Source organism: Edaphobacter sp. (assembly GCF_028283685.1).
In the GTDB taxonomy this organism is placed as follows: Bacteria; Acidobacteriota; Terriglobia; order Terriglobales; family Acidobacteriaceae; genus Edaphobacter.
The window spans coordinates 70,178-96,327 of sequence record NZ_JAPWKF010000009.1 but is presented as its reverse complement, the minus strand read 5'-3'; the positions used below and the strand labels follow the sequence as shown (position 1 = coordinate 96,327).

29 protein-coding genes are annotated in these 26,150 nt (G+C 63.4%); 5 read left to right on the top strand and 24 right to left on the bottom strand.

The window, feature by feature from the left end; all coding sequences use genetic code 11:
* The first annotated feature begins 19 nt into the window (after positions 1 to 19).
* The 5 genes from PW789_RS17600 (at position 20) to PW789_RS17585 (ending at position 4,880) form a co-directional block, all read left to right on the top strand.
* Positions 20 to 1,294 carry a M20/M25/M40 family metallo-hydrolase gene (locus PW789_RS17600; RefSeq protein WP_299379068.1) on the top strand — a complete coding sequence of 425 codons (1,275 nt, stop codon included), beginning with the start codon at positions 20 to 22 and terminating at the stop codon, positions 1,292 to 1,294.
* 101 nt (positions 1,295 to 1,395) lie between these two features.
* Positions 1,396 to 2,322, top strand: coding sequence for a DMT family transporter (locus PW789_RS17595; RefSeq protein WP_299379066.1), 927 nt, complete (start codon positions 1,396 to 1,398; stop codon positions 2,320 to 2,322).
* 212 nt (positions 2,323 to 2,534) lie between these two features.
* Positions 2,535 to 3,443, top strand: a complete 909-nt coding sequence (locus PW789_RS20240; RefSeq protein ID WP_367182584.1) for a trypsin-like peptidase domain-containing protein — start codon at positions 2,535 to 2,537, stop codon at positions 3,441 to 3,443.
* Positions 3,338 to 4,204: a PDZ domain-containing protein gene (locus PW789_RS20235; protein ID WP_367182587.1), complete on the top strand. Its 867-nt coding sequence runs from the start codon at positions 3,338 to 3,340 to the stop codon at positions 4,202 to 4,204. The genes PW789_RS20240 and PW789_RS20235 overlap by 106 nt, the downstream gene beginning before the upstream one ends.
* A 313-nt stretch (positions 4,205 to 4,517) precedes the next feature.
* Positions 4,518 to 4,880, top strand: coding sequence for a peptidoglycan-binding protein (locus PW789_RS17585; protein WP_299379064.1), 363 nt, complete (start codon positions 4,518 to 4,520; stop codon positions 4,878 to 4,880).
* Between the two features lie 55 nt (positions 4,881 to 4,935).
* On the opposite strand, the gene PW789_RS17580 is transcribed toward PW789_RS17585, so the two are convergent.
* The 24 genes from PW789_RS17580 to PW789_RS17465 form a co-directional block, all read right to left on the bottom strand.
* Positions 4,936 to 5,898, bottom strand: a complete 963-nt coding sequence (locus tag PW789_RS17580) for a hypothetical protein (protein WP_299379062.1) — start codon at positions 5,896 to 5,898, stop codon at positions 4,936 to 4,938.
* Entirely contained in the window at positions 5,886 to 6,176 is a 291-nt protein-coding gene (gene fliN, locus PW789_RS17575) for a flagellar motor switch protein FliN (protein WP_299379060.1), read from the bottom strand. Before fliN ends, PW789_RS17580 begins: the two co-directional genes overlap by 13 nt.
* Before the next feature lie 50 nt (positions 6,177 to 6,226).
* On the bottom strand, positions 6,227 to 7,204 hold the full coding sequence (locus tag PW789_RS17570; RefSeq protein ID WP_299379058.1) for a flagellar motor switch protein FliM: 978 nt from the start codon (positions 7,202 to 7,204) through the stop codon (positions 6,227 to 6,229).
* Positions 7,205 to 7,207: 3 nt separating this feature from the next.
* Positions 7,208 to 8,179 (bottom strand): FliA/WhiG family RNA polymerase sigma factor, encoded by a 972-nt coding sequence (locus tag PW789_RS17565; protein ID WP_299379056.1) that lies wholly within the window; start codon positions 8,177 to 8,179, stop codon positions 7,208 to 7,210.
* 56 nt (positions 8,180 to 8,235) lie between these two features.
* The gene (gene flhA, locus PW789_RS17560; RefSeq protein WP_299379054.1) at positions 8,236 to 10,332 is read right to left on the bottom strand and encodes a flagellar biosynthesis protein FlhA; all 2,097 of its coding nucleotides are present in this window, start codon (positions 10,330 to 10,332) and stop codon (positions 8,236 to 8,238) included.
* On the bottom strand, positions 10,329 to 11,471 hold the full coding sequence (locus PW789_RS17555) for an EscU/YscU/HrcU family type III secretion system export apparatus switch protein (protein ID WP_299379053.1): 1,143 nt from the start codon (positions 11,469 to 11,471) through the stop codon (positions 10,329 to 10,331). Before PW789_RS17555 ends, flhA begins: the two co-directional genes overlap by 4 nt.
* Entirely contained in the window at positions 11,468 to 12,250 is a 783-nt protein-coding gene (locus PW789_RS17550; protein ID WP_299379052.1) for a flagellar biosynthetic protein FliR, read from the bottom strand. The genes PW789_RS17555 and PW789_RS17550 overlap by 4 nt, the downstream gene beginning before the upstream one ends.
* A gap of 2 nt (positions 12,251 to 12,252) precedes the next feature.
* Entirely contained in the window at positions 12,253 to 12,525 is a 273-nt protein-coding gene (locus tag PW789_RS17545; RefSeq protein ID WP_299379051.1) for a flagellar biosynthetic protein FliQ, read from the bottom strand.
* A gap of 17 nt (positions 12,526 to 12,542) precedes the next feature.
* Positions 12,543 to 13,433: a flagellar type III secretion system pore protein FliP gene (gene fliP, locus PW789_RS17540; protein ID WP_299379050.1), complete on the bottom strand. Its 891-nt coding sequence runs from the start codon at positions 13,431 to 13,433 to the stop codon at positions 12,543 to 12,545.
* A complete protein-coding gene (locus PW789_RS17535; RefSeq protein ID WP_299379048.1) occupies positions 13,424 to 13,687 on the bottom strand; it encodes a flagellar biosynthetic protein FliO in 264 nt (87 codons plus the stop codon). The genes fliP and PW789_RS17535 overlap by 10 nt, the downstream gene beginning before the upstream one ends.
* Positions 13,688 to 13,723: 36 nt before the next feature.
* Positions 13,724 to 14,065: a FliM/FliN family flagellar motor switch protein gene (locus tag PW789_RS17530; RefSeq protein ID WP_299379046.1), complete on the bottom strand. Its 342-nt coding sequence runs from the start codon at positions 14,063 to 14,065 to the stop codon at positions 13,724 to 13,726.
* 25 nt (positions 14,066 to 14,090) lie between these two features.
* The gene (gene fliL / locus PW789_RS17525; RefSeq protein WP_299379044.1) at positions 14,091 to 14,621 is read right to left on the bottom strand and encodes a flagellar basal body-associated protein FliL; all 531 of its coding nucleotides are present in this window, start codon (positions 14,619 to 14,621) and stop codon (positions 14,091 to 14,093) included.
* A gap of 143 nt (positions 14,622 to 14,764) precedes the next feature.
* Positions 14,765 to 15,997, bottom strand: a complete 1,233-nt coding sequence (locus PW789_RS17520) for a flagellar hook protein FlgE (RefSeq protein ID WP_299379041.1) — start codon at positions 15,995 to 15,997, stop codon at positions 14,765 to 14,767.
* Positions 15,998 to 16,065: 68 nt separating this feature from the next.
* Positions 16,066 to 16,431, bottom strand: a complete 366-nt coding sequence (locus tag PW789_RS17515) for a flagellar hook capping FlgD N-terminal domain-containing protein (RefSeq protein ID WP_299379039.1) — start codon at positions 16,429 to 16,431, stop codon at positions 16,066 to 16,068.
* A 220-nt stretch (positions 16,432 to 16,651) separates the two neighbouring features.
* Positions 16,652 to 18,070 (bottom strand): hypothetical protein, encoded by a 1,419-nt coding sequence (locus tag PW789_RS17510; RefSeq protein WP_299379036.1) that lies wholly within the window; start codon positions 18,068 to 18,070, stop codon positions 16,652 to 16,654.
* 76 nt (positions 18,071 to 18,146) lie between these two features.
* Positions 18,147 to 18,617 (bottom strand): hypothetical protein, encoded by a 471-nt coding sequence (locus tag PW789_RS17505; protein ID WP_299379034.1) that lies wholly within the window; start codon positions 18,615 to 18,617, stop codon positions 18,147 to 18,149.
* A 3-nt stretch (positions 18,618 to 18,620) separates the two neighbouring features.
* Positions 18,621 to 19,928, bottom strand: a complete 1,308-nt coding sequence (locus PW789_RS17500; RefSeq protein WP_299379032.1) for a FliI/YscN family ATPase — start codon at positions 19,926 to 19,928, stop codon at positions 18,621 to 18,623.
* Complete coding sequence (locus tag PW789_RS17495) at positions 19,925 to 20,605, bottom strand: FliH/SctL family protein (protein WP_299379030.1); 681 nt, start codon at positions 20,603 to 20,605, stop codon at positions 19,925 to 19,927. The genes PW789_RS17500 and PW789_RS17495 overlap by 4 nt, the downstream gene beginning before the upstream one ends.
* Positions 20,589 to 21,677, bottom strand: a complete 1,089-nt coding sequence (gene fliG / locus PW789_RS17490; protein WP_299379028.1) for a flagellar motor switch protein FliG — start codon at positions 21,675 to 21,677, stop codon at positions 20,589 to 20,591. The genes PW789_RS17495 and fliG overlap by 17 nt, the downstream gene beginning before the upstream one ends.
* Before the next feature lie 2 nt (positions 21,678 to 21,679).
* Positions 21,680 to 23,461 (bottom strand): flagellar basal-body MS-ring/collar protein FliF, encoded by a 1,782-nt coding sequence (gene fliF, locus PW789_RS17485; protein ID WP_299379026.1) that lies wholly within the window; start codon positions 23,459 to 23,461, stop codon positions 21,680 to 21,682.
* A 52-nt stretch (positions 23,462 to 23,513) separates the two neighbouring features.
* Positions 23,514 to 23,843 (bottom strand): flagellar hook-basal body complex protein FliE, encoded by a 330-nt coding sequence (fliE, locus tag PW789_RS17480; protein WP_299379024.1) that lies wholly within the window; start codon positions 23,841 to 23,843, stop codon positions 23,514 to 23,516.
* 22 nt (positions 23,844 to 23,865) lie between these two features.
* Complete coding sequence (flgC, locus tag PW789_RS17475; RefSeq protein ID WP_299379022.1) at positions 23,866 to 24,357, bottom strand: flagellar basal body rod protein FlgC; 492 nt, start codon at positions 24,355 to 24,357, stop codon at positions 23,866 to 23,868.
* 2 nt (positions 24,358 to 24,359) lie between these two features.
* Complete coding sequence (gene flgB, locus PW789_RS17470) at positions 24,360 to 24,743, bottom strand: flagellar basal body rod protein FlgB (RefSeq protein ID WP_299379020.1); 384 nt, start codon at positions 24,741 to 24,743, stop codon at positions 24,360 to 24,362.
* A 156-nt stretch (positions 24,744 to 24,899) separates the two neighbouring features.
* Positions 24,900 to 26,132, bottom strand: a complete 1,233-nt coding sequence (locus PW789_RS17465) for a sigma-54 dependent transcriptional regulator (RefSeq protein ID WP_299379019.1) — start codon at positions 26,130 to 26,132, stop codon at positions 24,900 to 24,902.
* Between the last annotated feature and the right edge of the window lie 18 nt (positions 26,133 to 26,150).

Sequence of the window (26,150 nt, the reverse complement as noted above, 5' to 3'; positions counted from 1 at the left end):
TACTCTTCCAGAAGAGAGCATGTCCGCATCGACCTATCAGCGCATTACCCGTCTCGCCACCATGACGGCAGTGCACCGCGCGTTTTACTGGCTTCATCTGCATCAGCTGCAGGTGCGCCGCTGGCTGCTCGAAGCCGTTCGCATCCCCGCGCCCCCCTTCGCCGAGCAGGAGCGCGCTGCATGGTTTCTCGAGCGTTTCCGCCAGCTCGGCCTGACTCACCTGCACATCGACGCCGAAGGCAACGCCCTCGGCGAACTCACCTGCGAAGACGCCGAGCCCGACAGCCCCGTCATTCTCATCTCCGCGCACCTCGACACGGTCTTCCCGCCGGGAACCGACTGCGAGCCCGTCGAAGACGCCGACTCCTCCCGCATCCTCGGCCCCGGCGTCTGCGACAACGCCGCCGGTCTCTCCGCGCTGCTCGCCCTCGCCGCCGCGCTGCAGTTCGCCCGTATCCATACCCCGGCAACCATCCTGTTTGCCGCCAACGTCGGCGAAGAAGGCGAGGGCGATCTGCGCGGTATGCGTCACCTCTTCACCCGGGGAGCCTATCGCGGACGCATCGCCGCGGCCATCGCGCTGGAGGGCAGCGGCACAACCGCCGTCGTCACCAGCGGCCTCGGCAGCATGCGCTTCCGCGTCACCGTCACCGGCCCCGGCGGTCACTCCTGGTCCGATGCCGGGGCGCCCAACCCGATTCTCCTGCTCAGCACCGCGCTGTCTTCCATCGCCGAGCTGCCCCTCTCCGTCGAGCCACTCACCACCCTCAACGTCGGCTACATCTCCGGAGGAACCTCGGTCAACTCCATTCCCTCCTCCGCGACTGCCCTCATCGAGCTGCGCTCCACCTCCTCGCCTCACATGCAGGAGACCGCCGCCCGCATCCGCTGCATCCTCGAGGAGACCGTCGCCCCCTACACCGGCCTCTCCGCGCCCATCATCCTTCACATCGAAGCCATCGGCGACCGCCCGGCAGCCGCCCTGCCCAAGCAATCCGGGCTGCTCACCATGCTGCACGCCGTCGACCGTCACCTCAACCTCTCCACCGAGCAGCGCCTCGGGTCGACCGACGCGAACCTGCCCCTCTCGCTCGGCATTCCCGCCATCGCCATCGGCACCGGCGGAATCGGCGGCAGCATTCACACGCTCGACGAGTGGTACGACCCCAGCGGCCGCGAGATCGCACTGCGCCGCATTCTGCTGCTGCTTCTCGCCTGCACCCAGATCGCGCCGCAGCTCTCCCTCGAGGCCGCCGCACACGACTCCGGCGCAGCGATCCAAACTACCCCGTAAAATCCGCCTGCATCGCACACGGCAGGACCATCTACACTCGAATCAGTAAATCCACTGAAAACCAAGCCGCACCACCATCGCTTTCCTGACGCGTCTTGCCCATGATTCGACTTCGTCCTTCGACCATCGCGCATCTCCTGCTGCTCTTCGTCGTCGCCGTCTGGGGCGCGACCTTCGCCCTCGTCAAAGACGCTCTGCAGGATGCCTCTCCTCTGCTCTTCAATATGCTGCGCATGAGCATCGCCGCGCTCGCGCTCATCGTCATCAACCACCGCAGCCTGCGGAACCTCAATCGCAATACGCTGCTCTCCGGTCTGGTCGTCGGCATCTTTCTCGCGGCGGGCTACCAGTTCCAGACCGCGGGCCTCGCGCGCACGACCGCCGCGAAGTCTGCATTCATCACCGGCCTGGTCGTCGTCTTCGTCCCTCTGCTGACCGCAATCCCGGCCATCCGTCCCGCCTCGGCGCACGCACCCCGCTGGACAGCGCTCCTCGGAGCCCTGCTGGCATTCTGCGGCCTGCTTCTGCTCACCACGCCCGCCGGAACCGCCTGGAGCGGCCTCTTCGCCTCCATCGGCCTTGGGGACCTGCTCACCCTCCTCTGTGCCATCGCCTTCGCCGGCCACCTGCTGGCTCTGGCGCACACCTCGCCTCGCGTCCCCATCGCCCAGCTGGCGACCCTGCAGATCACCGTTGCCGCACTCATCATGGCGATCACGCTGCCGCTCGGCGGTCCGCTTCACCTGCATCTCACGCCGCGCCTGCTGATCGCCCTCGGGATCACCAGCCTCATCGCCACCGCTGCCGCCTTCACCATCCAAAGCTGGGCCCAGCAACACCTTCCGCCGACGCACACAGCTCTTCTGCTCACGATGGAGCCCGTCTTTGCCTGGCTGATCTCGTTTCTCTTCCTGGGAGAGCGCCTCGGCTCCCGCTCCCTCGCCGGAGCCGCGCTGATCTTCGCCGGAATTCTCATCACCGAACTGCTTCCCACCGCCGAGCCGGTACCCACCTATCCCGCATCCTGATGTAACAAAAGCCGCGCCCGAACACCTCAAACTCCTGCCGATTCACAGGAATACATTTGCCGTAACATCGCGTCTAACCAACCTGATGATGACCGAAGATGCTCTAAACGGAACATTTCGGTAGGCGGAAAGTCTTATACTTGACCTTGCCGAACTATTCCCGCGTCGGCACGCGGGCGACACGCAGCAAACGAAAGAGGTTTGATTTACTGATGGATACATCGACCAGCACAAAACAGACCTGGCTGGAACGCATGAGCAGCCACCGCCTGACGACTACCTTTGCTCTCCTTGCGACGCTCTCGACCGGCATCCTCGTCGGCTCCGTGCTCACCCACGGCGTCAGCGGCAAGGAACAGGAGCCTATCGACACCTCCAACGCCAAGCCCCTTGTCGTTCCCGCGGCTCAGACCCTCTCCAACGGCTTCGCGCAGATCGTCAAACAGGTTGGCCCTGCCGTGGTCAACATCAATACTGAATCGCTCCCCAAGCAGTCCACCAACAAGAAAGGCCGCGGTCAGCGCACGCCTGGACAGGGCGGCGGCAGCGGCGATCAGCAGGGCGATATGCAGGACTTCCTGAACCGCTTCTTCGGCGGTCAGGGCGGCCAGGGTGGCGGCGATGATGATGACGACGGCGGTATGCCGGGCGCCGAGCGCCGTGCCCTGGGCTCAGGCTTCATCGTCGATCCCAGCGGCTACATCATCACCAACAATCATGTAATCGACAAGGCCGACAAGATCTACGTCAAGCTCTCCACCGATCCCGACAACGGCCCCGAGGCCGAAGGCCGGCCGGCGAAGCTCATCGGCTCCGATAAGGACACCGACATCGCCGTCATCAAGATCGACGTCGATAAGCCCCTGCCCACCATCAAGCTGGGCAACTCCGACAGCGCACAGGTCGGCGACTGGGTCCTCGCCATCGGCAGCCCGTTCGGTCTTTCGCAGACCGTCTCCGCAGGAATCGTCTCGGCGAAGAACCGCTCCATCGACGAGCCTTCAGGCCGACCGGCATCTCGCAGTCGCAGTTCCAGAAGTTCATCCAGACCGACGCCGCCATCAACCCCGGTAACTCCGGCGGTCCGCTGGTCGATATGTCCGGCCAGGTCATCGGCATGAACACCGCCATCTACACGCAGTCCATGGGCTCGCAGGGCGTCGGCTTCGCCATGCCGTCCAGCATCATCGCCAACGTCTACAACATGCTGATCGGACCGGAACACAAGGTCGTTCGCGGCTCCATCGGCATCAGCTTCCAGGCGTCGATGAGCTCGGCGGTGGGACGCATGTACGGCTTCAAGAACGGCGTGATCGTCTCGACCGTCACACCTGCTGGCGGCGCCTCCAAGGCGGGTATCCAGCCGGGTGACGTCATCATCTCCATCGACGGACGTTCCATCAAGGACGGCGACGATCTCGTGGCCGACATCTCCGCCCGCAAGGTCGGAACCAGCGTCAAGCTCGGCTACCTGCGCGACGGCAAGCAGAACGCCGCTAATGTCGTCATCGGAGACCGCGCCAAAACCTACTCCGATCTCGCAGGCAACAATGACGACGATGACAACTCGCCGCAGGAGTCCGATGCCGGACAGACCAAGCTCGGCATCACGGTCTCCACGATTCCCCCAGCTGTTGCTCAGAAGACCGGCATCGCCAAGGGCGTCATCGTCACCACCGTCCGTCCAGGGTCCTTCGCCGACGACATCAACCTCGTCAAGGGAACCATCATCACGGAGATCAACCGCAAGGCCGTCACAGACGAAGCCTCCTACAGGGCCGTCGTCACCAGCCTCAAGTCCAAGGATGACGTGGTCTTCGTCGTCCACTCGCCCTTCCAGAAGGGTGGCGGCAACTCCTACGTCGGTGGAACCCTGCCGTAGTCTTCAATCGTCACTTCTAACCCCGAAGCGGGAGGCGTCATCGCCTCCCGCTTTATCTTTCTCAGCTTTCGGTCGATCCCTATTCGGACCTAAGGATGAGGAAGATACCTCACGGCGCACCATGAAAGTTGCGTATTCTCTCGCCAGCCGCTCTTGCGCGGTCTATTATTCCCCGATAACCTTTGAAGAAGGGGTCGGCAGCGCGATTCGTCACCCTGCCAAACCAACACGCGAGGTTCTTTCGCCAATGCAGCTTGGCCGCATTTTCTGTATCGCCGCGCTTCTTGCAACAACCCTCCCGCCATGCGTCGCCATGACGCGCATGCGCCGCGGCCCTACGGCACACAGCAACAAACACACCAAGAGCAGCGCTCCGGCAGCGAAGCACACCTCCGGTCAGCGTTCGATCGACGATGCCCGTGCCGCTCAGATCCAGACCGCTCTGGTAAAGTCCGGTTACATGTCAGAGCCCAGCGGCCACTGGGACTCCGCCACCGAGACCGCGATGCAGAAGTTTCAATCTGATAACGGCTGGCAGACCAAACTGATGCCCGACTCCCGCGCCATCATCAAGCTTGGCCTCGGTCCCTCGAAGCCGGCTTCCTCCGCAGCAAGCGCTCTCGCGACAGAGCCACCCCGCCCCGTCACCGAGACCGCCAACGTCGGCCAACAGTAACGAAACGAGAGCGCCCGGAACAGGCGCTCTCGTTTTACTCTCATCTTCTTCTCATCTATCGTCCCACGGTAAAGATGTAATCCAGAATGTCCTCGTGGTCCCGGGGTGCTGCGCCCCTGCTCGCGCGCGAGGCCTTCTCCAGCCACAGGCGAAGCCACAGGTAGCGATGCATCCGCACCACCTTCGCTCCGATCGGCTGCTTCTGCTCCAGGATCGCGGTGATCCGCGCAGCCAGCGCATCTGCATCGGCCGCCACCTCACACTTCGCAGGCGCCACAAGCTGCGATAGCAGGCTCTGCCGGATGGTGCTGTACTCCAGTGTCCCCACCAGCCCGCTCTCCACCTTCAGATTCATCATCTGCTCCAGCCCCCGCGCCGCCGAGGCATCCAGCCGCTCCTCAAAGCCCACGTAGAGCAGCTGCGATCCCGCGATTCGCAGTGGAACCAGGCCGAACTCCTCGACAAACAGCTTCGGAACAATCAGGGCCATCGCCGCCGGAGAAAATCCGCGTGCCGTCAGCACGGGACAACTCCACTGCAGGCTCAGGCCGCGCGTCACATGCTCCGGGGCCACGCCGCACTCCGCCACCAGCCAGTCGCCGATACGGCCGCCATGCAGCTTCTGCACCGCCAGCGCATACTGCAGCTGCGCCTGCGTAATCCATCCCTGCCCCAGCATCAGAAGCCCCAGCGGCAGACGATGACGATGCTGCGCGACCGAGGTCTCCAGGCCGCCCGCAATCTCACGCCGGACCGCGGCCTGCACCATGGCCAGCACACACCGCCCGCTGCACCCCCATTGCTCTTCAAAGATCGGCCGCTTCCGGCTGCGAAATGGCGAGATCCTCGATGTGGTGCATAGCACGCTGCCGCAAAGACGCTTCGTGGTCGTCACCACCGGCGGGTTTAACGCTGCCTGAGGAAGCTCATAGGTCCCTGTCGCCCAGGTGAGCGCGTCCGCCATCGATGCCTGCGGAGGCACTGCAGCGAGACTTGCCCTTCGATTTACAAAAAGCATCGGATACTCTCCAGCCGCAGCTGCGGCGCAGCAACCTCTGTCACACGCAGCGCAAAGTTGCCGCTCATCACGACCACCTCTCCCCGCGCAACGATCCGATCCCCAACCACCAGGTCCACCGGTTCGCTGATGTGCCTATCCAGCTCAATCACCGAACCCGGCCCCAGGTTCAGGACCTCTTCCAGCGTCATCTCGCGTGAACCGAATCGAAGTGTTGCATCCAGATCGATATCGTTCAGCATGTCGATCCGCGTCGTCGTCGCCGTCTCTTCGGCCATCTCGTTCTCCTTTGTCCTTCATCCATTTCTGCGAGGATCGCACGATCCTTTTAATTAATTTGTGCTGCTGCCTGGGCTTTCCCTTCAGCGTCAGACTCCAGCCGCGCGCCGCGATGTTCGCGGCTGCGTACGGCGCGCGCACGCGCGAACGGCAGACCTCCGATACGCAGCTCCAGCGGCTCGTGGCACGCCATCGGCATGCGAAGGATCGTGTCAGGTGTCAGCGCCGCAATCTCAGAAGCACGCAAACGTATCGGCGGAAGTTGCAGCGACACGCCTGCCCTGGCCCTGGACATCAGTTCGCGGATTCTCACTGCGGCATCCTCGGATCGCCTTCGCGGACGGTCGCCCTCTGAGATCAGCTTGCGCAGGATCGCATTCAGAACCACCGCGGGCAGGCAGAGATTCAACACCCCCTGCACGTCCTGCATCTTGAGGTCGAAGCTCACGCACAGCGTCTTCTCGCCCAGCGTCATCGTCCTCGCCGCCTGTGCCTCGGTCTCGCGCTTCTCGATGGTGAACTGCAGCCCTACCGGCTGCCACGCCAGGGTCAACTCATGCACCACCAGCTCCATCACCGACGACATAATCGACTCCTCAATGTCCGTCAGCTCACGAGGATCTGCCGCCTGCCCGGTGCCACCCAGCAGCACATCGACGATCGGCCCCGCCAGCGAGAGATCCATCTCCATCAGCCCCACGGCTCCCAGAGGCTCCAGGCGCACCGAACACAGGTACGCCATCGACGACAGCCGTTCCAGAAACTCGCTGAAGGGAAGCTGCTCACCCGCAACCAGCTTCGCCCGGAACGGCACGCGCAGCCAGACGCTCAGCGCATGCATCAGGTTGCGCGCAAACAGGTCGTTGACCGTGCTGATCGCTCGCATCTGATCGTTGCTGATCTTGCCCGCCCGGCTGAAGACATACGTCTCGGGAGGTTGTTCGTTCTCTGGCTGCATGGCCTTCGCCGACGAGTTTGCCGCGGCAAATAATGCATCGATATCCTCTTGTCCCAGGTTCTTTTCCATCGCCTACCTCGCCTCATGCCGATCTTCTTTACGTCGCCCCGTCACAGCATCTTTGCGCTTGCGGATGCCCTTCCCTGTCTCCGAGGACTTCAGCCCCGCCAGCGCCGAACGCAGCCGCAACACCGCCGAAGAATGAATCTGCGAGATCCTCGATTCCACAACTCCCAGCGTCAGGCCGATCTCCTTCATGGTCAGCTCTTCGTAGTAGTAGAGCGTCAGCACCATGCGCTCCTTCTCCGGCAGGTCGTCAATCGCATCGATCAGCCGTTGCTTCATCTCCCCCTTCAGACAGCGAAACAGCGGGTCCTCCTCCGGAGATCCCGGAATGTATGCCAGCTCCTCATCGCCCGAATCCTCCGAGCGCTCCATGTGCAGGCTGCCGATCTCCAGCCCCTTCAGGTCTCCAAGCAGCTGCTGATACTCGTTGAGTGTCAGCTTCATCTCCGCTGCAATCTCCTGGTCCGACGGTGCACGGCCGATGCGCTGCGTCACCGTGCGGATCGCCTCTTCCACCGCGCGGCCCTTCCGCCGCAGCTCGCGAGGGCTCCAGTCCAGCGTGCGCAGCGAATCGAGGATCGCGCCGCGAATACGAAACTGCGCATAGCTCTTGAACTGTACCTTCTTGGCGTGATCGAACTTCGAGAACGCGTCGATCAGCCCCACCACGCCAGCCGAGATCAGATCGTCCAGCTCGACATGCTGCGGCAGTCGCTCATGGATGCGCCGTGCGATGTAACGCACCGTCGGCAGATGCTCCATCAACAACCGGTCCCGCTCGGCGTCCGACTCCATCTTCGCGTGATGATCGCCGGATTGTTCCTGGTCCGCCTCGGTAAAGGGCGTAAACACCTGCATCGCCTCTCCTCGTCTCGTCGTTCCCGAGACCGTCGTTCCCGCTACCATTGCCGCGTCGGCGATCCACTCCGGCTCGGGTGCTCTCGTCACGCTCACCGCCATCAGACGTCCTGCTTCCATCCACACCCTCCGCTCACTTGCGCCATCGCCCTGCTATCGCCTGCAACTCTGTTCGCTCAGCCAATCGTTCCCATGTTCTGCACCCTGACCTCCGGAGGAATCTCGACCGGCGCAAGCACCGTCACCTTCGGCAGAAAGGGCTCCAGCCAGCGCCTTACGTGATATCTCGCCGGACTCGGACAGAGGAGCACGGGAAGGGCCGATGTCATGCCCGGCCCGGTTAGACGTTTCACAGATTCCACAAGCCGACGCAGAAAATCCTGCGGCATCGCTCGCGCGCCATCGCCCAGCAACAGCGGTGCAGCGCTCTGCGGATCGAAGGTGCCAACCAGCTCGTTCTCAATCGCCTGATCCAGCATCATCACGCGCAACCCGCCATCTGCATCCAGCAGCGGACGCACCAGTCCGCGACCGAGCGCCTGGCGCACGCTCTCCACCAGATGCACCACGCTCTTCGACTGCTGCGATGCCTCCACCAATACCTCGAGGATCGACCCAAGATCGCGAATCGACACCTGCTCCCGCAGCAGCTGCTGCAGCACGCGCTGCACCTCACCCAGCGACATCAGCTTCGGCACCAACTCCTCCACCAGCTTGGGATGGCTGTCGTTCATGCTGTCGAGCAGACGCTTGACCTCCTGCCGGCTCAGCAGCTCGTGCGCATGACGCCGGATCAACTCGCCCAGATGTGTTCCAATCACCGTCGTCTGATCCACCACCGAATAGCCCGACGCCAGCGCCTGCTCCTCCAGCCCCGGCTCGATCCATCGCGCCGAGACCCCGAACGCAGGCTCCTTCGTCTCCTGCCCCTGCAGCGGTCTTGCCTTCGGATCGGCGTTCACCGCAAGCAGCCGGTTCTGCTCCGTCTGCCAGCGTGCGATCTCGATGCCGCGCAGGCTCACCACATACTCCCGTGGCCGCAGCCGCAGGTTATCGGTGATGTGGATCGGAGGAACGATGAAACCCAGCTCCGTCGCCAGATGACGCCGAAGCGCGCGAACCCGGTTCAGCATCTGGCCGCCCTGCTTCTCATCCACCAGCGGAATCAGCTGGAAGCCGATCTCCAGCGTCAGCTCATCGATCTTCAGCAGCGCCGCCAGGTTCTCGCCCCTGGCAGCATCCTGCTGCTTCGCAGAGGTCTTCGCCGACACCAGCTCCAGCGCCTCCGGCGCCTTCTCCGCCGGAAGCCTGCGTGCGATCAACGCTACCGCGCCCGCCAGCAGCAGAAACGCCAGCTTGGGCAGCCCAGGAACCAGTGCCAGCGCAACCAGCACCCCGCAGGCGATCCAAAGCGTGTTGCGCCGTCGAAACAGCTGCGCTCCCAGCTCACTATCAAGCGTCCCCGACGACGAGGCCCGCGTCAGCACCATGCCGCCTGCAACCGAGACCAGCAGGCTGGGAATCATCGTCACCAGACCGTCGCCCACCGTCAGAATGGTGTACGTCTTCACTGCGGTCGCAACATCCACGCCCTGCTGCACCACGCCGATCAACAACCCCGCCACGATGTTGATCACCGTAATGAGAATCGTCGCCATGGAGTCGCGCTGATTGAATCGCGCCGCGCCGTCCATCGCGCCGTAGAACTCCGCCTCGCGTGCGATCGCCTCGCGCCGTTTGCGCGCACCCTGCTCATCGATCAGGCCAGCGTTCATATCCGCATCGATCGCCATCTGTTTGCCCGGCAGTGCGTCGAGTGTGAATCGCGCCGTCACCTCGGCCGTGCGAACCGCGCCATGACTCACCACCAGAAACTGGATCGCGATCAGAGCCAGGAAGAGCACGAAGCCCACGACATAGTTGCCGCCGACCACGAACTGGCCGAACGACTCGATCACCGATCCCGCTGCACCCGTTCCTTCATGGCCATGCAGCAGGATCCTGCGGCTCGAGGCCAGGTTCAGCGACAGCCGAAACAACGTCAGCAGCAGCAGCAGCGTCGGGAAGACCGAGAAGTCCACCGCGCGACGCACCTGCACCGCCGTCAGGAAGACGATCACCGACGCCGTAATCGATATGGCCAGCAAAATATCCAGCACCACGCCGGGCACAGGAATCAGCATCACGAAGACCATGCTGATCGCCGTCGTCGGCAGCACTAACGCCTGCAGCTTTCGCGGCGACCACCCCGACCCTGCTCGTTTTTCACTCATACTCCGCCTCCAAATCCGTACATTGTCATCGGCCTCGTCGATCGGGCCGACGCCACGCGTCGCGCCGCCTCTGCCTGTCTCTCGCGGCGCATCCGCTCTTCCATCTTTTGCCGGTACAGGTACGCCAGAATGCCCGCAACCGATGCATACAACTCAAACGGAATCGCCTGCCCCGGTTCAACCGAGCGGTACAAACTCCTTGCCAGCGGAGGATTCTCGACCAGAGGAATCCCCGCCCAGCGGGCCTCTTCGCGAATCTCGGCAGCATGCAGATCGCGCCCCTTCGCAATCACGACCGGCGCGGCCATCGTCTCGAAGCTGAACTCCAGCGCCACGGCATAGTGCGTCGGGTTCGTAATCACCACGCTGGCGCGCGACATATCGGCCTTCACCTTGCGCTTGCGCATGGCGCGCTGAATCTGACGGATCCGTCCCTTCACCTCGGGATTGCCCATCTGCTCCTTGCTCTCTTCGCGGATCTCCTGCTTGGACATGCGCAGCCGCTGGTTCCACGCTCTCCACTCCATCGCGTAGTCCAGTCCCGACCAGGCCAGCGTCACCCACGCCGCATCCAGCGCAAGCCCATACGCCGTCGAAAACGTCGCCGGCAGACGCATCATGCTCATCACAGGAGCCGAGGTCATCAGCTCCTTCAACGCCGTCCAGCCCAGCGCGCCCATCACCGCCGCCGGCACCAGCGACTTCACCAGCCGAGTCGCCGAACGCAGGCTGAACAGGTTCTTCACGTTCTCCACCGGGTTCAAGCGCGACATCTTCAACTCCAGCGCCTGCGCATGAAAGGTCACACCGCCGCCCTGCGCAATCCCGCCAAACAACGCCGCACCGAAGCTCGCCGCCATAATCGCCGCAAGGGGAAACAACGACGGCAGGACCAGATGCTGCGCCGCGGCGATCCAGTGACGGTCTCCCGTCACCTCACCCACAGCAGCCGCGCGAAGGCTCTCCCGATAGACCTGCCTCCACCCCGCGATGAAGCCCGGCGCCATCGCGCCCAGCACCAGCGTTCCTCCCAGCATCGCCAGCGCCGACAGTAGATCGCGGCTGCGCACGCCATCGCCCTGCTCCTTCGCTTTCTTCTTCCGTTGCGGTGTCGCCTGTTCTGTCTTCTGATCGCTCATGGCATCCCTACCAACCGGCCTGCAGCTTCCAGCAGTAACGTAAAGTGGTGCTCGATCCACCCCGGCCACACCGCCAGGCTCGCAATCAGCACCACGTACGAGGCCATCGTCTTCAACGGAATCCCAACGACCATCGCAGGCAGCTGCGGAGACAGCCTTCCAATCAGCGAGATCGTCATCTCGACGGTCATCGCGGCCGCCATCACCGGAGCAGCCAGCTGCAGCCCGGCAAGAAAGATGCCGCCACCCATCGCCGCCAGCGTAGCGCCGGTCTTTGCTCCCATCGCCGCATGCCCCACCGGCACTGCGACAAAGCTTCGCATCATCGCTGCCAGCATCGTGCGGTCCATCCCCGCGCCGATCAATACCAGGACGCCCAGCCAGCCCAGCATCTGCCCCAGCACCGGCGTCTCAATCATCGAGTTCGGGTCCATCAGGTTCACCAGCGAGAAACTGAACTGCATCCCCAGCAGCGTCCCCGCAAACAGCAGCGCCTCGTTCAGCAGCATCAACGAAAGCCCGAAGACAAACCCGACGCTCAGCTCTCCCACGATCGCCGCTCCGCCCAGCTCCACGGGCTGATGAGTCACAGCACCCACCACGGGCGCCAGCATGATCGTCATCGCAACGACAAAACCCACCTTGATGCGCGGCGCAATGGCCGACGAGGAGAAGACCGGAGCAAACACCATCAGCCCGCTCAGGCGGATCATCACCAGCAGCCCCGAGGCCAGATACTGCGGCCAGTCTGCAATCGTCGCTGTCGTCGCTCCCTGCATCGCTATCCCAGAAACCTGTGAAATCCGCCGGCAAAGAGATGGAGCGTATAGCCGATCAGCCGATGCACCATCCACGGCAGCGAGACCATCGTCACCACGAAGACCACCACCAGCCTCGGCACCGCCGTCAGCGTCTGCTCCTGCACACTGGTCAGCGTCTGCGCCAGACTCACCAGCAGGCTCGCCATGCACGCGCTCAGCAACAGCGGCGCGCTCAGCAACACCGCCTCAATCAAAAGCCGACGCATCATCTCCACCGTCTGGTCCGGACTCATCGCGCTCCACACTCTCTCTACGAAAAGCTCTTCAACAACTGGTCGGCCAGCAGGTTCCAGCCATCGACCATCACAAACAGCAGAATCTTCAGCGGCGTTGAGATCACCACCGGCGGCAGCTGCATCATGCCGATCGAGGTCGTCACGCTCGCGACCATCAGATCCACCAGCAGAAACGGAAAGAAGAGAACGGCTCCGATCTGGAATCCCGCCTTCAACTCGCTCAGGATGTAAGCAGGCACCACCACCTGGAATGGAAGATCGTTCTTCGTCGCCGGACGGTTCCCCATTCCAGCCGAGGCAAACAGCTCCAGGTCCTTCTGGCGTGCGTAGCGCAGCATGTACTGCTTCACCGGCTCGATGCCTCGGGCAATCGCCTCATCGCCCGCAATCGCTCCCGCGCGATACGGCGTCACCGCCGTCTGCTCCACCTGCAACAGAACAGGCTGCATCAGGAACCACGTCATCATCAGCCCCAGCCCCATCAACACCTGATTCGAAGGAGCTGTCTGCGTTCCCAGCGCCTGGCGCAGAAAGTGAAAGACCACCAGCAGTCGAACCAGCGGTGTCATCGACAGCAGCAGCGCAGGAAGCAGCGTCAACAGCGTCAGTCCAACGACGATCGACCACGGCACGCTGCGATTTGCCTTGATACTGTCTTCCATCGACTGCTGCGCAGCGGCAGCCAGGTCATCCCGCTCAGAGCCCGACGCAGCCGACGGCTTACTGTCTTTGCGATGGGCCGCTGCAGCCTTTGCCGCAGCGTGCCCCGCACGCAGCGCAGCAGCATCATGCTTCACCCAGAATGACCTTGTCGGCGCTGCACCATGAGCCGCCAGCGGCCCGGCGAGCAAGACCGCCACCGCCGCCCAGCGCACGATCGTCAGAAGTCCACTCTTCAACCGCATCGCAGCCCCTCAGCCGGCAACGATGCCGCATCCACCTTCATCAGCGTCTCGATGCTCTCTACGCCGCCGCCCGCAAGGTAGAACTCCTCACCGCAACGAATCAGCATCAACTGACGCTTCGCCCCCAGGGGAAGCGTCTCGATCAGCTGCAGCAGGCGCGGCGAGCGGCTCCGCAGACTGCGGCGAGTTCTCCAGGCCGCAACCAGCTGTCCCACCAGTCCCTGCTGCTCGAAGGTCGTACTCTTCTCCATCATCGGTAACGCTCTCCCTCTCCTCACATCCGCTCGTCGTTACGCCAGCCGCGTCAGTCGCACCAGCAGCTTCTGGTCTTCCACTTCGAACTCGCTCCAGCCCGCCTGCACGCCTCCGGCCATTACCGTCACATCCTCGGTCTCCGGCCATGCGCTTGCGATCAGCTGTCCGCTCTCCAGCGCCAGCAGATCGCGCACCTTGAAGTCCTCCAGCGGAATCTCCGCGCTGACCGACATCTCAAGCACGGAGAGCACAGGCCACGCCATGTGCTTCTCGATCCGCTTCATCCCCGGCCCGGCGGGCGGCTCGGCCTTCGCAGCGTCGATCCTCTGCTCCATCTCCACCTCCACCTCGGCCTTGACCAGCTCCACATCCGCCATCGTTCCCCGCTCCCCCGTTTGCGATCTATCGCTGAACCAGAAACTCAGTGAAGTAGAGATCGACGACCTTCAGCTCCGGATTGCGCTCTGCCAGGGCGTCTTTCAGTGACTTCTTCAGCGTCTCCTTGCCGTCAGGCGTCAGCAGCGCCTGCGAGGTCTCACCGCTCAACACCGCCAGCACCGTGTCCCGCACCGCCGCATCAGCGCCTTTGTCCTTCGCCTCTTCCGGCTTCTTGCTCTCCTTATCCGTCTCGCCCACAGCATCGGCCACGCGCAGCTCAATCGACGCACGCAGATAAGCCTCACCCGTGCTGTCTGCCAGGTTCACCACCATGGGCTCCATCTGAATGGAGCGAGTCTTTTGCCCGGAGCTGACGACCGCTGGCGGCATCGTCTGCAGGCGCAGCTTGCCGGAGTGAATCAGGTAATAGCCCGCGCCGCCCACCGCCGACACAGACACCACAACGCCTAAAACAATCGCCATCCCCAGCGAGACGACCGGAACCTTCGCCTGGATCGGCAGATCATTGGAAGCAACCGCAGGAGTATTCGACATATTCGTTCTGACCTCGATGCCTCTACCTGTGCAATCGAAACGCCAATTAGAACGGGGGAAAGATTAGGGATTCTTCATCCCCTGCCGCATGCGCGAACGCCGCCCCACACAGGAGCGGCGTTCGCAACCACATCACATGCGATTTACCGGATCATGCTCATCGCAGCCTGCGTCACCGAATCGAAGGTCGTAATCGTCTTCGAGTTCGCCTCAAACGAGCGCTGTGCCACGATCAGGTTCGAGAACTCCTGCGAGATATCGACGTTCGACTGCTCGATCGCCGAATCCTCGATCGTCGCACGACCGCCGGTGCCGGGTGTGCCGTAGATGGCATTGCCCGAGGCATTCGTCGTCGCATATGAGTTATTCCCAATCATCGCCAGCCCGTCGGGATTGGTCACACGCGCTACCGCCACCTGACCTACAACTGCCTTGTGACCGTTGGTGTAAAGCGCCGAGATCACACCGTCGTTGTCCACCGAGAAGCTCGAATAGGTCCCGCTGGCGAAGCCGTCCTGCAACGTCGCCGTGTTCGTCGAAGGCGATGTCAGCTGCGTCAGCGTCGAGTTGCCGTTGCTGCCGAACAGATCGAGGCTGACCGACAGATCGCTCGCGCCATTCGTCAGTCCGGGAAAGGTGATCCCCGTAACGTCTCCGGACGGCGAGACCAGATTGCCGTTCGAATCGAACGTCAGCGTTCCCGTCGTGTTTGTCGGTGTTCCCGTTGCGTCGCCCGACTGCAGACCCACGCTGTAGTCCCAGCTGTTGGCTGCCGTCTTCGTATAGGTCACGGTCAGCGCGTGGCTCTGCCCCAGCGAGTCGTAGATCGTCACAGGCGTCGTAAAGCTTGTGCCCACAGTCGAGCCCGCATTCAGGTTCGCCGTGATGTCGATCTGGCTCGTCGCCTGCGCGGCCTCCGTCACACCCACCGGAAGCGTAATCGGAACCAGTGCAGCGTTTGTATTGACAACGCCGTTATTCACCGGATAACCCATCACGCTCGAGCCGCTGGTCGAGATCAGGTTGCCGCTCTGATCGAGCTGGAAGTCGCCCGCCCGCGTCAGCGTCTGTATACCGTCCTGCTCCGTCACGAAGAAGCCATCGCCGCTCAGCGCCATATTGCTCGGCTGACCGGCGGTCGGCAGAATCGTGCCCTGCAGAAAATTCGCCTCGGTCCCCGAGACACGTGTACCGACGCCGACCTGGATCGGATTGTTCGTGCCCGAGACGCCCATCTGCTGGTAGAAGAGGTCTTCAAACGATGTGCTCTGATCTTTGAAGGCCGTCGTGTTAAGGTTCGCCAGGTTATTGCCGATCGTATCCAGCGCAATCGTGTCCGCCTGAAGTCCGCTTACTGCAATCGAAAAAGATGCCATCCGTTTCTCTCCTTGCTCTCTCGCCGTCTTCCTCAGAAGCCCGGTGTCGTTGCTGCACCCGTCGTGCGTCAGCCGAGGATCGAATCCTCGAACGTCGACAGACCCTGGTTAATCGAGATCAGCTGTTGCAGGCTGTTCACGCCGACCAGCTGGTTGATGTACGTCGTCGGATCGGTCGGCTGCGTGGGATCCTGGTTCTTCAACTCACTGACCAGCAGCGTCAGAAAGTCATTCGACGTAATCATGCTGTTATCCGCATCCGTCGTGCTCGACGTCGAGCCGTCGGTTGCTCCAGAGCTATCCGTCCCCGTCGTCGTATCTTTTGCTGTTACCTTTGCCGTTGCTGTCGCATTGCTTGTCTTGGGAGCAAGTGCCATCGCCACGCGCGACGATGCACTCTCTCCCGCCGTCGTAAATAATCCTGAAAGGTCCATCCGCTTTCTCCGTTCTCCTGCTGCTGTCCTGTAGCGCTTTACAACGTTGTGGCCTCAGGCCCTCACACTCAGCCATCCGCCGCCACCTTCAGAGGCCTCTCCCTGCTGTACCTCGAAAAGACCTTCAGCCATCCGGCTAGAATCCGTCTCGGCAACGGAGTACCGGCGCTCCGAACCTCCTCCATCGCTCTGAGGAGCCTGCCCTCCGCTCCGGTCGCCGCTATCGGCGCCTGAAGCGAGTCCCGAGGTATCCGCGGCATGGTGCACCACCAGGCTCGACACCGGCAGATGCTCCTGCTCCAGAAAGTGCGAGATCGCCGGGAGCTGGCCATGCAGTATCTGCTCCCCCACCGCCGTACTCGAGGTCAGCTGCGCGGTCACCGTCCCTGTCTCCGTACATCTCGGCGCGAATCTTCAGCCAGCCGTGCGTGCCGTTCGCCAAACCGACCTCAAGCGACGATGGCGTTGCCACAATCGTTCGCCCCTCCGCCGCAAGGCCGCCCGCACGCATGGCCTCCTGCTCGGCATGAGCCTCCGCATGCACCGGAAGCTGGCTCGCCTGGGCGTTCACTGCCTGGTGCAGCGATGACAACGGACGATCCGCCGCGACCGGCACAACCATCACAGCCCCGCCGGCAGCGGCTCCTCCAGCCGTCCCTGCATTGCGCTCCGCATCCACACCCTGGACCGGCGACACCACACGCTCATGTCCGCCGCGACCATCGATACTCTCAACCGTTGCTCCCGCCACCGCTTTATCCGCCGATGCAACTCCCGTCATCGTCGCGCCATTCGCCTTGCCGTGATCGTCCTTCTCGCCAGCGCGCGGTGCTCCCTCGTTCCCCGCAGAGGACGCAGCAGCGTTGCCCGACGAGGCCTCTTGCGTTGCCCCCCTGCCGGCAGGCGCGGCCAAAGCGACGCTCCCTCGCGAGGCCTGCCGCACACGCATCACCGGGGAAGCATCGTTCCCTTCGGTCTCTGTCTGTGGTGAAGAACCGCTCTTCATTGGGACGTTGACCGGCACAGCAACAGCTGCATGCACATGCTGCAAGTGCTGCCCCACACTTGAACCTGCGGCCACAAGAGCACCGTTCTCCCCGGCGACGGCATCCTTCACATGAACCGAAGATTTATCCTCGACCTTCGACAAGTCGTCTTTCTTCTTGCCGCTCACAGGCGAAGCATTCTTCGCCAAAGCAGATCGAAGGAACGCGGGCAGCGTCGCCTTCTCGCCCGCACTCTTCGCGTCACCTGCAGGCACAGGCGGCATCTTCTCCGGCTCCCGGTCGCGCAAGGACAGATCGATCGGGCGGTCATCCGGCGTGGTCCCCTTGACCTTCGTATCGCCAGTGCTCACGGCAGGAAGACTGCCTTCAGCTGCGACCGCGTCAGCATCCTGTGCTGCTGCATGCCCCTCCGCTACCGCTTCCGCCTTCTGAGGAAGCTGCTTCAGCACCTGCGTCTTATCCGGCTGCGAGGCAGCAGACTTCACCGCGGGAAGATCCTCCATCTCGCCCATCTGCGTATGCAGGCTCGCCGCGAACGAGGAATCCTCTTCATCGCCCGATACCGGTTCAGCCTTGGTCTCAACGTGAATTCGCATCAGCAGTGCCTTCACATCCGCCGTCCTTACCCTCACGCAGGCACCTCCTACTTCGATCTCTTCTTACTGCAACCGCCATGCCAAAGACGTCCCGGCTCAGATGAGAGCGTCCTCATCTCGGCGTCGCGCCATCCCGCTTCGGCCGGCGGCCCCTTTGCAGACGAAAGAGATGGCCTTCCTCCGCCAGCGACTGAAGGCGCTGCTCGTCCTGCCTGACCACATCGGACTGCACACCTTCCACCAGCGTCTTCATCTTCTCGCTCCACACCCTGCTGTCACGATGCCTCCGGTTTGCGATATCACCGGCACGGGCACGCTCCTGCAGGACATGATTCAGGCGCGCCTCCTTGACCGCCGACATCTGCAGAGAAGCTGTCGCATCGAACCAGCCCAGGCGCTCCGCCTCAGCCCGGCTCTCACGCTCAGCACCCGTCGCCTCGCGGGCGATCTCCTGTTGCTGTCCGACCGCCATCTCCGCCACGCGCACCTCGCCGTTGGCGCGATGCGCCTCCGACTCGCGCATTCCCTCGATCCCCTCATACACCTTCAGCAGCCGCTGCAGCCCCTTCAGTCGATCGCGCATTCCCTATAGCTCCATCGCGCAAAGCCGCTCGATCGCATCGTCCAGTGTCGGCCGCTCCATGCTCTCCTGCTCCAAAAACCGCTTCAACACCGGCAACGCGCGAATGGCGCGATCCAGTTCGGGATCGGTCCCTGCCTTATACGCTCCAATGCGCATCAGGTCTTCCGATCGCGCATAGGCAGCCAGCAGACTGCGCGCCGTCGTCGCCTGCGCCTGGTGCCTCCGCGTCGTCACCGCAGGCATCAACCGGCTCAGCGAATCGACGACATCCACCGGCGGGTACCGTCCCGCCCCAGCCAGCGCGCGCGACAACACGACGTGGCCATCGACATACGAACGCACCGAATCCACGATCGGATCCTGCTGATCATCGCCCTCCATCAACACCGTGTAGAACGCCGTGATGCTTCCCCGTTCGAAGTTGCCCGTCCTCTCCACCAGCTTGGCCAGCCGCGAAAAGACCGACGGCGTATATCCCTTGCTCGTCGGAGGCTCCCCCGCCGCAAGCCCGATCTCGCGCGCCGCCATCGCATAGCGCGTCAGCGAATCCAGCACCAGCAGCACATGCCGTCCCTGCGCCGCATAGAACTCCGCGACCGCCGTCGCCGCCTGCGCCGCCCGCATCCGCAGCAGAGGGCTCTGGTCCGAGGTCGATACCAGCACCACCGACCGGCGCAGCCCCTCCTCTCCCAGCGAATCTTCCACAAACTCACGCACCTCGCGTCCGCGCTCGCCCACTAGCGCCACTACCGTCAGGTCCGCCTGCGTGTTGCGCGTCATCATGCCGATCAGCGTGCTCTTGCCGACGCCCGATCCGCCGAAGATCCCAATGCGCTGCCCACGACCCACCGTCAACAGACCGTCGATCACACGAACCCCCGTGCCCAGCGCCTCGCGAATCGGCAGCCGCTCCATCGGGTCCGGCACCCTGCCGTCAAGCGGCCAGCGCATCGCCGACTTCGGTGCAGCAATGCCATCCAGAGGATCGCCCACCGCATTCAGAATGCGCCCCTGCAGCTCTTCGCTGACCGCTATCGTCGGTGACTCTCCCATCGCCTCCAGCGCATCGCCGTAGCGGATGCCCCGCGTCGCCTCCAAAGGCATCGCCAGCACATGCCTCCCCCGAAAGCCGATCACCTCCGCCGCGTGATGCTCCCCCTCCGCATCGATCACCTCGCAGCACTCGCCCACCGAGCACAGCGGCCCCTCCGACTCCAGCGTCTGCCCATTGGCCTCCACCACCCGGCCACTCCAGCGCCAACTCGGTCGCCGCTTCAGCCTGGCAAAGTAAGGCGCAAGTGTTCCGCTCATCGCGCCGGCCTCTTGGCCAGCAGATCGAAGAAGCCGCGCTCCACCTCTCTCAGCTGCTCCGTGATCCCCAGTCCAATCCTGCCTACGGCCGTATCCAGCACAGCATCTCCACTCCCCAGCTGGCGATCCTCGACGACGTTCACGCCCGTCCTCTCCTCCGCCATCATGGCGCTGCGCCAGGTCTCACCCTGCCCCGCAGGCACCCGCAGCGTCACGTTGTTCTCCGCCGCCACCTTCTCCAGCGCAACGCGAACCACACCACGCAGCAACATCGGGTCCATCACCGACTCGCGATGCAACACCTGCCCCGCAATCGCCAGCGCCAGCGAGACCACCTCATGCTCCACCTCGCGCAGATAACGATCCTGCTCCCGCTCGAAGGCCGCCACCGCCGCGGCCACCTGCTGCCTCACGGCAGCAAGCTCTCGCTCCTGCATCTCAACCAGTTCATCCCGTTCTGACTTTGCCTGGTCATGCTCCTCCGAGAGCGTCCGCTGCGCCTCCTCCTGCACCTCCACGATCCTGCTCTCGAGAGCCGCAGCTCGCTCCCGCAACATCGCCTCGCGTTCCGCTGCCAGCAGCAGACCATCCTCCTCCGGTTCATCCAGCGAGACGAACTCCAACGGCAGCACCAGCGCCTCGTCCAGGCTCTCCCTCTCCTCAAACGGCGAGATCATCGTCGGCCCCCAGCTTCAGCATCATCCTGCCCTCCGCCTCCAGCTGCCGCGCCAGCGCCAGCATCTCCTGCTGCGCCACGCCGACCTCCTTCATCCGCACCGGCCCCATCACGTCCATATCCTCCTGCAGCATCTCCACCGCGCGAGAGCTCATCGCCTTGAACAGCCATGCCCGCAGATTGTCGCGGCTTCCCTTCAGCGCCACCGCCAGCGTGCGCTTGTCACAGGCGGCCAACAGCTCGCGAATGCTCTCCTGCGGTACCGTCAGCAGATCCTCAAAGGTGAACATCAGGTTGCGAATGCCGATCGCCAGCTGCGGCTCTTTTTGTTCAATCTCTTCAAGAATCGTCTTGCTCGCCGTCTGGTCGATGCGGTTCAGCAGCTCGGCCACCGCCTTGAAGCCCGAGTATGACTTCCTCGCGCCGCTCCCCATGCCCTCCATCCGCCGATGCAGCACAAACGCCACCTTCTGCGCCATCTCCGCCGAGAAGTGCCGCATCTCCGCCAGCCGCTTCACCACGTCCACCCGCAGAACCGGCTCCAGCTCCATCAGGATCGTCGATCCGCGCTTGGCATCAACGTGCGCCAGCACCAGCGCGATCGTCTGCGGATGTTCGCTCTCCAGGAACTTGCTCAGCTGCAATGGGTCCATCCGCTGTAGCACTGCCATGTTGCTGTTGGCACGCTCGCGGATGCGCTTCACCTGCGACAGCAGGCTCTCCGCCTTCGATGCTCCGAAGGCCTCCGTCAGCACGCGCATGGCATAGTCCGGCCCTCCGCGCACCATATACTGCTGTGTCTCCAGCAGACCGTAAAACTCCGTCATCACCTGCGTCAGCTGCTGCGCCGGAATCTCTCCCAGCCTCGTAATCTCTTCCGTCACCCGGTGAACATCGTTCTCCGAAAGCGACTGCAGCAGCGTCTTGGCCAGCTCATCGCCCAGCGCCACCAGCAGAATCGCCGCCTTCCGCAGCCCCGGCAGCTCCGCCGCCGCAAAGCCTGCCTCCTCGGGAAGCAGAAGCGGATTGCGCATCCCTCCCTGCATCATCGTCATCGTCGCCTGTGCCGCCATCTCTAAACCTCCGCGTCCTCTCCCGATCCGATCCACGCCTCCAACAGCCGCGTGCTCTGTGCCGGTTCACGACGAATATGCTCTGCCACCTGCTCGTAGATTCCACGCTGCTGCATCGCATCCTTCCTTCTCAACGGCTCCGGTAATGCCTCCGTGACCACCGGCGGAAACATCCCGCTCTCCACCACCGATGTTTCCAACGCAGGCATCTGTTCCCCTGCACTCAACATTCGCGGCTCCTTCAATGCCGCCGCCATCTGTTTCGTCATTGGCCGCAGCACTAAGAGCAGCAGCAACACACCCAGCGCTCCGATCACCAGCGACCGCACCAGCCCGGGCTGCGTTCCCGCCAGCGTGCGGGCCTGTTCCATCAGCTGCTCCACCACCGGAGGCTTGACCTGCGGCGCATTCCCGTCGAAGCTGACGTTCTCCACCACCACCTGGTCCCCACGCCGCGAGTCGTACCCAACCGCAGCCTGCGCCAGCTGCTCCAGCCGACGCATCTCGTCCGCGCTGCGCGCATGCCATACCCTGTGCTCGTTCTTCCCCGTTCCTTCCATCAGCCCACGATCGTTGACCAGCACCGCCGCCGTCACCCGGCGAACCCTGCCCGGCGCCAGCTCGGCATGCACCATGTGCTTCGTCACACCATAGGTGCCATTCTCCTGGCGCAGGCTCTGGCCCGCTCCCGCATTCTGCTGCGGATACACCGGCAGCGCCTCGCGTTGCAGCAGAGGCGGCGTTCCCGGCGCAGCTGCCGCCTGCGACCCCTGCACCGCTCCCGCAGGCGCACCCGCAGGCGAGTTGCTCGCCGTCCCCGGAACTCCCGTCGCCCGCACCGGCTGTGTCTGCGTCTGCTCGCTCTTCTGCAGACTCAGCGTCGCCGACTGTGTCGGATCGTAAATCTCGTCAGTGTGCTCCTCCGTGCCCTGCTCATAGCTCACATTTACCGTCGCGCGAACGTTGTCGCGCCCGGCCAGCGGCTCCAGCATCGCCACCAGCTTGGACTCCATCGCCTGCTCGGCGTCCGCCTCCATTCCCGTCTGCGAACGCGGCTTGAAGCTGACACGTCCATCCGCATCCGCCAGCGCCACGTTCTCCGGACTCAGCGAGTCCACCGCCCCCGCCACCAGGTTCCGAATCGCCTCCACCTGCTCATCGCTCAGCGAAGAGCGCTTCAGCTTCAGCACCACCGAGGCCTTCGCCGCGCGATCCTCCGACGTAAACAGCGAGTGCTCCGGCAGCACCAGGTGCACACGAGCCGAACGCACCGCCGCCAGCGTCATGATCGTGTGCTCCAGCTCTCCCTCGAGAGCGCGCTGATAGTTGACCTTCTCGTCGAACTCGCTGCCTACCCAGTTGGGCTTGTCGAATAGCTCGAAACCCAGCCGTCCACTCTGCGGCATCCCCTTCACCGCAACCTCCATCCGCGCCTTGCTCAGCTGCTCCGATGGCACCTCGATCGCGCCTCCCTCCGCCAGACGAAATGGAATGCCAGCCGCCGACAGCTCCTGCGAGACCTGTTGCGCGTCCTTGCCCTCAAGCCCGTTGAACAGCGGCTTCCAATCCGTTCGTCCCGCATACCAGGCGATCGCCGCCGCCATCGCCGCGACAAAGACCACTCCAGCGGTCAGCCATGTCCGCCGCGCCGGCGAAAGCCCCATCACCCGCTCGCGCAGCATCGCAAAGACCCGCGTCACTCTGTCTGCTACCCCCAGGGGTGAACTTACCGTCCGCTCGACCGCCTGCAGCCCCGTTGTCTGCCGATCTTCTGTCTCTGCCATCGCCTCACTCAATCCGCAAAAAGTTTTTTGCTTCGGTGCCGTTCACAACGGTCTAAAACTGCATGCTCATCATCTGCTGGTAGGCGCCCACGGCCTTGTTACGCACCTGCAGTGCCAGCTCGAACGCCATATCCGCCTTCTGCGTTGCGATCATGGCATCGTGAATCTCCGTGCCCGATCCGTTCATCACTCCGGTCACCGCATCCGAGGCCTTGCGATCCAGCTCCCCAGTCTGCGCCACCATCGATTGCAGCAGTCCGGCAAATGGCGTCCCATCCGTCGTTCCACCGCCAGCACTCGTCTTCGTATCCGTGATGGCATCCGTCATCGCCGATCCCATCGCCTGTGTCACCGCACTCGTCAGACTTCCCGCAACGCTCATCTCTCTCCTCCGTTTTCTTTCGTTACTTCAAAATGTCCAGCGACGAAACCAGCATGCCCTTCTCGGCCTGCACCGCCGACGCATTGGCCCCATACGACCGCTGCGCTCCCATCAGGTCCACCATCTCCGTCAACGGGTTGATGTCCGGATACGACACATAACCATCCGCGCCCGCATCCGGATGCTGCGGGTCATACCGCCGCAGCGGCGCACTCTGATCGGCAATCACGCCCGTTACCGCAACGCCGCCATTCACCGTCGTATCCGCCGTGATCGAACTCCCCAGCCTGCGCATTGGCTTCATCGCCGAACCGGACATCTCGTCCACCAGCGACTGCGCAAAGCTGTTCTCCTCCGTCGCAGCTGAAAACACCACATGCTGACGCTGATACGGTCCGCCGTCCGCCGTCCGCGTCGTCTCCGCGTTCGCCATGTTGGCGGCCACCACCTCTGCGCGCACACGCTCGGCCTTCAACGCCGACGCACTTACATCCATCACTCCAAAAAGATTCATAGCTACTTCGTCTCCGCGTGAATTGCACTCATCACCGTCGAGTACTCATGCTTCAGCAGCGAGATCCCCATCCGGAACTTCAGCTGCGCCTTCGCCAGCTCCATCCCCTCCCGGTCCAACGACACGTTGTTCCCATCCGGCCTCGCCACCAGCCCATCGACCTCCTGCGCCACCGCGGCCGTAAACCCCGCCTCCGACGGCGTGCTCATCTGGCGCGCCAGCTCCTGCTCGAAGTCGAAGCCCTGCGTCTTGAACCCCGGCGTGTCGACGTTGGCCAGGTTCCCCGCCGTCAGCTTCATCTGTTCGCTCGTCAGGTCCAGGTAGCGGCCCAGCGCCTCACTCAATGCGGTTGTCACCTGCATGGTTAGCTCCTCTGCAATGGACATATGCACTCCACGCGCCAAAAAAAAACGCCCTCGGATGAGAGCGCTCTAAGCGAATGAACCTGGTTGTGTTTATCCAGAAGATCGGCCACATCGCAGCCGGTCATCAGTACCTCTGCGGGCAAGTTTATCGTTCACCGACTCCGGCAGCCTCAGTCCTCAACGCGTCGCCCGGCGATAGCGGATCTCGTCCGCGCCGATCTCCATGCGATCCGCCGAAAGAATCGCCGCACGCTCCAGCACATGCATCAGCTCGCGCACGTTGCCCGGCCAGTGATGTCCCCGCAGCCTCTCCAGCGCATCTGCGTGCAGATGCTTGCGTGGTGCCCGCTGCCCAAGGGCTGCCAGCAGGTGCTCGGCCAGCATCGGCAGATCCTCCATCCTCTCGCGCAGCGGTGGAACCTCCACCGGAAACACCGCCAGCCGGTGATACAGATCCAGCCGGAAGCTTCCCTCCTCCGACCTCTTCTCCAGCGGCTGATGCGTCGCCGCCACCACCCGCACATCCACGCGCATCGTCTCGTTGTCGCCCACCCGCTGCAACTCCCCATACTCCAGGAAGCGCAGCATCTTTGCCTGCAGCGCCAGCGGCATCTCGCCGATCTCATCCAGAAACAGCGTCCCGCCATGCGCCGCTTCGATGCGCCCGGTACGCGACTGCACCGCGCCGGTAAACGCTCCGCGCGTGTGACCGAACAACTCCGCCTCCAGCAGCGACTCCGGGATCGCCGCGCAGTTCAGCACCACAAACGGCTTCGACGCGCGTTCGCTCAGCTTGTGGATCGCCTTCGCCACAACCTCCTTGCCTGTTCCCGTCTCCCCTTCGATCAGCACCGTCGCCGTACGCGGCGCTACAAGCCTGATTAGCTCAGCCAGCTCGCTCATCGGCGCACTCGCGCCCACCATCTCCGGCAGCAGCATCGTCATCGCAGGCAGGCTCTCTCGCGTGGTGCGACGAGCAACATCCCCCATCGGCGCGGCAGTGGGAACCGCGACCGGAGCCACTCTCCACGCCGCGGTATCGCTTCCTCCAGCGTCCTGCGCCTCGCGCAGCGCATGCAGCAGCTCATGTCGTCGGGGGCTGCGCACCGAATGCTCCACACCTCCATCCATCCCGATCAGCTCCACCGCGGGAAACATCGTGCGAATCTGCCCGACAAACTCACCCGCCTCCAGATCGGGAAGCCAACTGTCCACCATCAGTGCCTCCGGCCGCTCGCGCTCCAGCCGCTCGAGAGCCTCCGCTCCACCTGCCGCCTCGTACACCTCCCAACGCAAACCCGTCAGCGAGCTGCGCAGCCGCGAACGAAGCGCCGCATCCGCACTCGCCAGAACCACCGTCCTCATCGCCGCCACATCCTGAAATGTTCCGGCCATCCCTCGCTGCTCCATCGCAATCCTCCGTCTGTC